The organism is Vibrio sp. (assembly GCF_984391705.1).
This window is the reverse complement of sequence record NZ_CFHWOM010000096.1, coordinates 1963-7237: the sequence shown is the minus strand read 5'-3', so window position 1 is coordinate 7237 and position 5275 is coordinate 1963. Positions and strand designations below refer to the sequence as shown.

The 5275-nt window shown below is 43.3% G+C and carries 6 protein-coding genes; 1 reads left to right on the top strand and 5 read right to left on the bottom strand.

Annotated features, from left to right (window positions below; genetic code table 11):
• Positions 1-100: 100 nt before the first annotated feature.
• The 3 genes from AC4MRV_RS21085 to AC4MRV_RS21075 form a co-directional block, all read right to left on the bottom strand.
• Positions 101-1987, bottom strand: coding sequence for a methyl-accepting chemotaxis protein (locus AC4MRV_RS21085; protein ID WP_491189253.1), 1887 nt, complete (start codon positions 1985-1987; stop codon positions 101-103).
• 427 nt (positions 1988-2414) lie between these two features.
• On the bottom strand, positions 2415-2846 hold the full coding sequence (locus AC4MRV_RS21080; RefSeq protein WP_491189252.1) for a lipocalin-like domain-containing protein: 432 nt from the start codon (positions 2844-2846) through the stop codon (positions 2415-2417).
• Positions 2847-2854: 8 nt separating this feature from the next.
• Positions 2855-3151, bottom strand: coding sequence for a putative quinol monooxygenase (locus tag AC4MRV_RS21075; RefSeq protein WP_491189251.1), 297 nt, complete (start codon positions 3149-3151; stop codon positions 2855-2857).
• A gap of 140 nt (positions 3152-3291) precedes the next feature.
• Here AC4MRV_RS21075 and AC4MRV_RS21070 point away from each other — a divergent pair, with 140 nt between their 5' ends.
• Positions 3292-4197 carry a LysR family transcriptional regulator gene (locus AC4MRV_RS21070; RefSeq protein WP_491189250.1) on the top strand — a complete coding sequence of 302 codons (906 nt, stop codon included), beginning with the start codon at positions 3292-3294 and terminating at the stop codon, positions 4195-4197.
• A 126-nt stretch (positions 4198-4323) separates the two neighbouring features.
• Here AC4MRV_RS21070 and AC4MRV_RS21065 read toward each other — a convergent pair whose 3' ends face one another.
• Both AC4MRV_RS21065 and AC4MRV_RS21060 read right to left on the bottom strand, forming a co-directional pair.
• Positions 4324-4623 (bottom strand): DUF1330 domain-containing protein, encoded by a 300-nt coding sequence (locus AC4MRV_RS21065; RefSeq protein ID WP_152471072.1) that lies wholly within the window; start codon positions 4621-4623, stop codon positions 4324-4326.
• A gap of 10 nt (positions 4624-4633) precedes the next feature.
• Positions 4634-5275 (bottom strand): SIR2 family NAD-dependent protein deacylase (locus tag AC4MRV_RS21060; RefSeq protein ID WP_491189249.1); only part of this gene is annotated, 642 nt, incomplete at its 5' end.

Here is a 5275-nt window from a genome sequence, read left to right as displayed (position 1 = left end):
TAGGTTACAACGTTATTTATGATCTTTGGGTAATCTACGTATAAAAAAACGGCCAGGTATTTAGCCTGGCCGTTTTCAATGTGAGCTGTTTTTGCAAAAACTACGAGAGTTTAAAGGTCGCTACTTTGTCTGTTAGTTCTTGCGCTTGCTGCTTCAACTTCGTTGATTCTTGTGAGCTATCTTGAGTACTGATGACAAGCTCGTCGGCGACGTCTTTTATAGAGGTAATGTTCTGTGTGATCTCGCCAGTGACGTGTGTTTGTTCTTCCGCTGCTGTTGCAATCTGTGTTGCCATGTCACTGATTAACGAAACTGCATCATGGATTTCACTCAGGGCATTGGTTGCTTGATCCGCATCTGATACTGACTTGTTTGCCAAACCTGAACTGCTATCCATTAAACTTACTGCACGGGTCGTGGTTTGCTGGAGTGTATCAATCGTTGTTTTAATTTCTTCTGTGGATGCATGAGTTCGTTGTGACAGGACGCGAACTTCATCAGCTACTACAGCGAAACCTCGACCTTGCTCACCCGCGCGTGCTGCCTCAATTGCAGCGTTAAGTGCCAATAAGTTGGTTTGTTCAGCAATGCCTTGAATGGTCGAAAGTACAGTCGAAATCTCTTGTGCGTGGCGATCCAAATCACTGATAACAGAACTTGCTTCATTCAGTTCAATCGCAAGGTTATTGATTGATCCTTTCGTTCTCTGTACTAAAGATTGACCATTATTGGTGCTCTCGGTTGAGCCTTGCGCTGCATTCGCCGTTTGCTCTGCGTTGGAGGCAATTTCGCGGGTTGCGCTTGCAAGTTCTGTTACCGCCGTCGCAACCATGGTGATCTCTTGTTGCTGGTGGTGAATCTCGGAAACGGCATGGTTAGAGCGCTGTGTATTGTTATCTGACTGTTCATTGATGAGATGTGCTTGCTCTCGGATATGGCCAATTAGCTTTTGTAGACTGTTCACAAAAGTATTGAAGTTATGGGCGAGACGACCCACTTCATCTTCGCTTTCGACATCAATTCGCTGAGTAAGATCACCACTACCATTGGCAATTTGCTCAAGTGCTTGCGAAACGTTGTTTAAAGGCCTAAATAGGATGTTACAAAGTAGGTTGAATAGCAGTGTACAAATAACTACTACGATGGCTGTTGCTAATACTTGACCCCACACAGCCTCAAATAAAGGTGCGACCAAAGAACCGTAGTTTATGACAGTAACGGTTGTTAGTGACGTTCCATCAATCTGCTGAGCGTATAATACGTACTCTTCCCCAGAGATTGAAATTGATTGGTCTTGGCCACTGCGTGATGCGTTTTGAATGGTATCGAAGTCTAAGCCCAGTTGTGTCACCGGCTGATTAAGAAGCTTAGTGTCTTTATGAGTAAAGATATTGCCTTTCTCATTAGCGATGAACATATAGCCGTCGCCAGGAAGGATCACTTTATCCATGCTGTTCAGAATGTCAGTGATTTCTACATCAGCACCTAATACGACCTGTTGGCCATGCAGATTGAGCGCTTTACCTAACGAGACAACATTGGCACCGGTAGCGGCGGCAACAGTTGGGTTGTCCATAAATACTTTGCTAGGATTGGCGACGGCGTTGATATACCAACCCCATTGACGCGGATCATCGTTTCCTGGCGGCAGCACAACGCCATTTGCGTTATCTTGACTACCATCTGGATAAGCCAAGAATACGTTATCGAAATCTGCAGAGTGGCTAACTTGCTTCAGGTGCGTCACGATAGCGGATTTATTGACTTCTTGAGACAACGAAGTCAAGGCTCGCTCCTTCGATAGCAACCAATCAGTTACGTATTGATTATAAGATGCCGTTGTACTCTCAAGGCGCTGCTCAACTTCTACATCCATGCGATTTAGTGAAGCATTGAATGACAAAGCTTCTACGAGTAGCCCCCCGACTATGATGGCCGTACTCGCTGAAATCGCGAGTTTGTTTTTCAATGAGAGTTTCTTAAGCATTGTAAACCTTCTTAAGTGTTAGATTCAGTTCCATTCGGAACAAGCGAAAATTATGTAACTATTTATTTCTAAGCGTGAATTAAATAATCTTCGAAGTCTAGCTTTTCTAGGTTACCGAGCTCAAATATTCATAAAATTGTCTGTAGCTTGTAATGAATTCACAATATCTATGTTGTCTATGTTTACAATGACTTGCTATAGATCTCTGCTCATGAAGTGCCATTTGATGGACGAGTCGGAGGAGGGGGAAGGCTATTTTTGTATATCAATCGGAAAATGAAATCGGTGCTTCAGCGTATCCATGCACGTATTTCGAATACTAAAGGAAGCGGTCATTTGCTTCCCTTAGACAAATTCGAAAGGTTGAGTTATTTGGCTAGACCTGGGCCATGCTTTAATACCCCCGACTCGAATTATTCACCTCATATCAATTCCGCTTTTGGAAAATTACGACGCCAACTCTCTCTGCTCCCGCAATGAAAAATGGAGGTGTTTTCAGCGTGAGTTTGTCACCTTCTACGCTGTATTCTCGTTCTTCTGAATGGCCAACCCAGTTAGGAAATAGGGAATGCTCAATCACGTGTTGTAGCTTACCTTTCTCTTTGAAAACCACACGGCCCGCATAAGAGCTGTATGTTTTCATCGCTAAGACGAATTCCTGTTCGCTACCGGATAAAATGTCATCAGACGAAAAAGCTTCACGCTCACTATTGTGCAGAGCAACACTCATAAACCCGTCTTCGGTGTAAATAAGCTGGCCGCTGGGTTCCTCACCAAATGGGAATAAGACATCGCCACCATTGTCACTGGTGAGCGTAAACCTTTTTAATGCCCATGTACCGATAAGTGTTTTGTCCATTATCTACCTCAGAACAGATCAAACTTGGTTGCTTCAAATGTTTCCATCTCTAGTGAGTCGAACCATGGCTGCGCTTCAGCAAGGTGAGACTGCATGTGTTCTGTTGCGAGGTGAGCAAGAATATCTTCTTTGCTTTCCCACTTTTCATAAAGAAAGAGCACTAACTCGTTTTCTGTATCGACGTTCAAGTCGTAGGCAATACAACCCTTTTCTGCTCTGACTGTTTCAGCAAGTTCTGCCATGTGAGCAATGAACTTTTCTTTGAATTCAGGTTTTACTTGGCCTTTTACTGTATTGACAATCATGAGGTTCTCCCAATAGACAGTTGCTTTAAGTGAGCATTGCTTTGCTCCAATGGATACAAACGAATTTACGGGTGAATCTTTTGACAATAAATACAACAACACACAAAATACTTTTGTACATATAGGCAATAGGCAAAGTGATGAGTGAAACAAACCTAGACTTGAAACTACTGATGGTGTTTGTCGATGTTGTTGACGCTGGCAGTTTCACCGCAGCTGCGAACATGAGAGATACAGATGTCGCATACATTAGCCGCCAGATAAAAAAGCTAGAACAAGGATTGGGGAGCGTATTGTTCAACCGTTCAACGCGCTCGCTATCATTAACCTCATTGGGTAACGCGACGTATCAAGATGCATGTAAAATCAAAGCGTTGTCTCAAAATATTGTCGAATCTGCCAATCTCGAACAAGAGACGATACAGGGTACAGTTCGAGTCACTTGCGGTTATTACCTCGGCAGGCGATATGTGTTTCCTGTGTTAGAGAAGATAAGTGACCAATTTAGCAAACTGACAATCGAATTTGAGCTTAACGATGATCAGGTCGATTTGATAAAGCAACGCTTTGATTTGTCGCTTAGGGTATGGAAACCAAGAGATACCAATCTTGTTGCGCAGAAGCTACACAGTTTTAGCTTTAAGCTCGTCGCCACGCCAAGCTTTATTGCTCAACACGGTGTGCCACAGTCTCTTGATGATCTCTCCTCGCTACCTTCGGTGCTCTATGCACGACAAGAACACTCCAATAAGCAGTTCTCTTATTACGACTCGGAAGGCGTGATTCGGTCGCACCGTTTGGAAAGCAACTTACTGCTAAGTGACGCTGAGTTGATCGTACAAAGTGTATTAAGGGGCAGTAGATACGGCATCTTCCCAACGTTTATGATTCAAGAACACTTAGAAAGTGGAGAGCTCATTGAGCTTTTACCTGAGATTGAAATTGCGAGTGATGAAGGGATTTACTTGGTGTACCCGACGAAGACAAAAACCAAAGCGGTTGAGTTGGTTATCGATGAACTAAAACGCCAGATTTCATTTTCATAAAATTCCTACAGCTTAGAGTGAAAGAGCAGCAATGAGGGATTCTATGGTTCAATAAGGCTCCTTTGGAAATAACCAAAGTGCCCGAAAAGTCGAGTAAAAAAGGGCACAATGGTTATTAATTATGGATTAGCTTAGTGCTGGTACTGGAATGATTTTTAGGTCGCTAAGAGCACGATCATCACGTAATTGCTTAAGTGGCGCATACTCTGGTGAATCTAACCAAGCTTGTGCGGCTTCTAGAGATGGCCATTCTTGAATCACGCTAGCATCGATATCAACTGAACCATGAAGTGCGCTAGGCTCCTTATTAACTGCAATAGTTTTGCCGCCATACAAAGCTACGGTGTCAGATACGTTTGCAGCGTACTGTTGAAAGGCTTCCATCTCTTTAATTTTAAATTGGATGTATAGGTATGTCTTACTCATAGGTATTTCCTTAAGCTGAAACTAAACTTGAGAGCGTTTCTTTGATGCCTTGTTGAACTGAGAGCGTCCCCTCTGGCCCGTGAGCATCTTTTGGGTTAATTCGAACTAAAGTACAGTTCGGAATTTGTTTAGCTAGGTGCTCAAAAGGTGCTCTAATGACCCCCGGCGTGTTAAAGCCAACACCAATTTCAAGCAGTAAAAGTTTCTTACCTGCGATATCGGTTAGCCATTGATTGAGTCTTTCATGTTGAGGCTCGTAATGCTTGCTGATGTAGAATGGGCCACTTCTCACATTCATGTAGACTTCGCCACCACAATGAGGGCAGGTGGGTACATATTTGTCATCGGTGAGCATCTGGGTTTCTGGGTCAATGTGTTGTTCCATCTCTTTAAGCAATGGCAAAGCATCCCATACTTCTTGAGAACAAGGTGTTTTGCACTGAAACAAGAAAGAGTCACCCTGAGGCGTATAAATCTTGTCGCCATCAAAGCCATTTTTGTAGAACAGACGATCGACATTCGTTGTCATAATGAAATGGTTTTTATCAGCTAAGACGGTCTTAAGGTTCTGGTAAGTCTCATCACGCCCCAAGCGCGCACTGTCCATTAAACTTGCAGAGAGGTATCCCCATCTAAGTTTGTCATCTTGATA

What these genes read in the sequence shown, in the direction of transcription:
- AC4MRV_RS21085 (WP_491189253.1), bottom strand. Translation starts at nt 1,987, where the DNA reads ATGCTTAAGAAACTCTCATTGAAAAACAAACTCGCGATTTCAGCGAGT.
- AC4MRV_RS21080 (WP_491189252.1), bottom strand. Translation starts at nt 2,846, where the DNA reads ATGGACAAAACACTTATCGGTACATGGGCATTAAAAAGGTTTACGCTC.
- AC4MRV_RS21075 (WP_491189251.1), bottom strand. Translation starts at nt 3,151, where the DNA reads ATGATTGTCAATACAGTAAAAGGCCAAGTAAAACCTGAATTCAAAGAA.
- AC4MRV_RS21070 (WP_491189250.1), top strand. Translation starts at nt 3,292, where the DNA reads ATGAGTGAAACAAACCTAGACTTGAAACTACTGATGGTGTTTGTCGAT.
- AC4MRV_RS21065 (WP_152471072.1), bottom strand. Translation starts at nt 4,623, where the DNA reads ATGAGTAAGACATACCTATACATCCAATTTAAAATTAAAGAGATGGAA.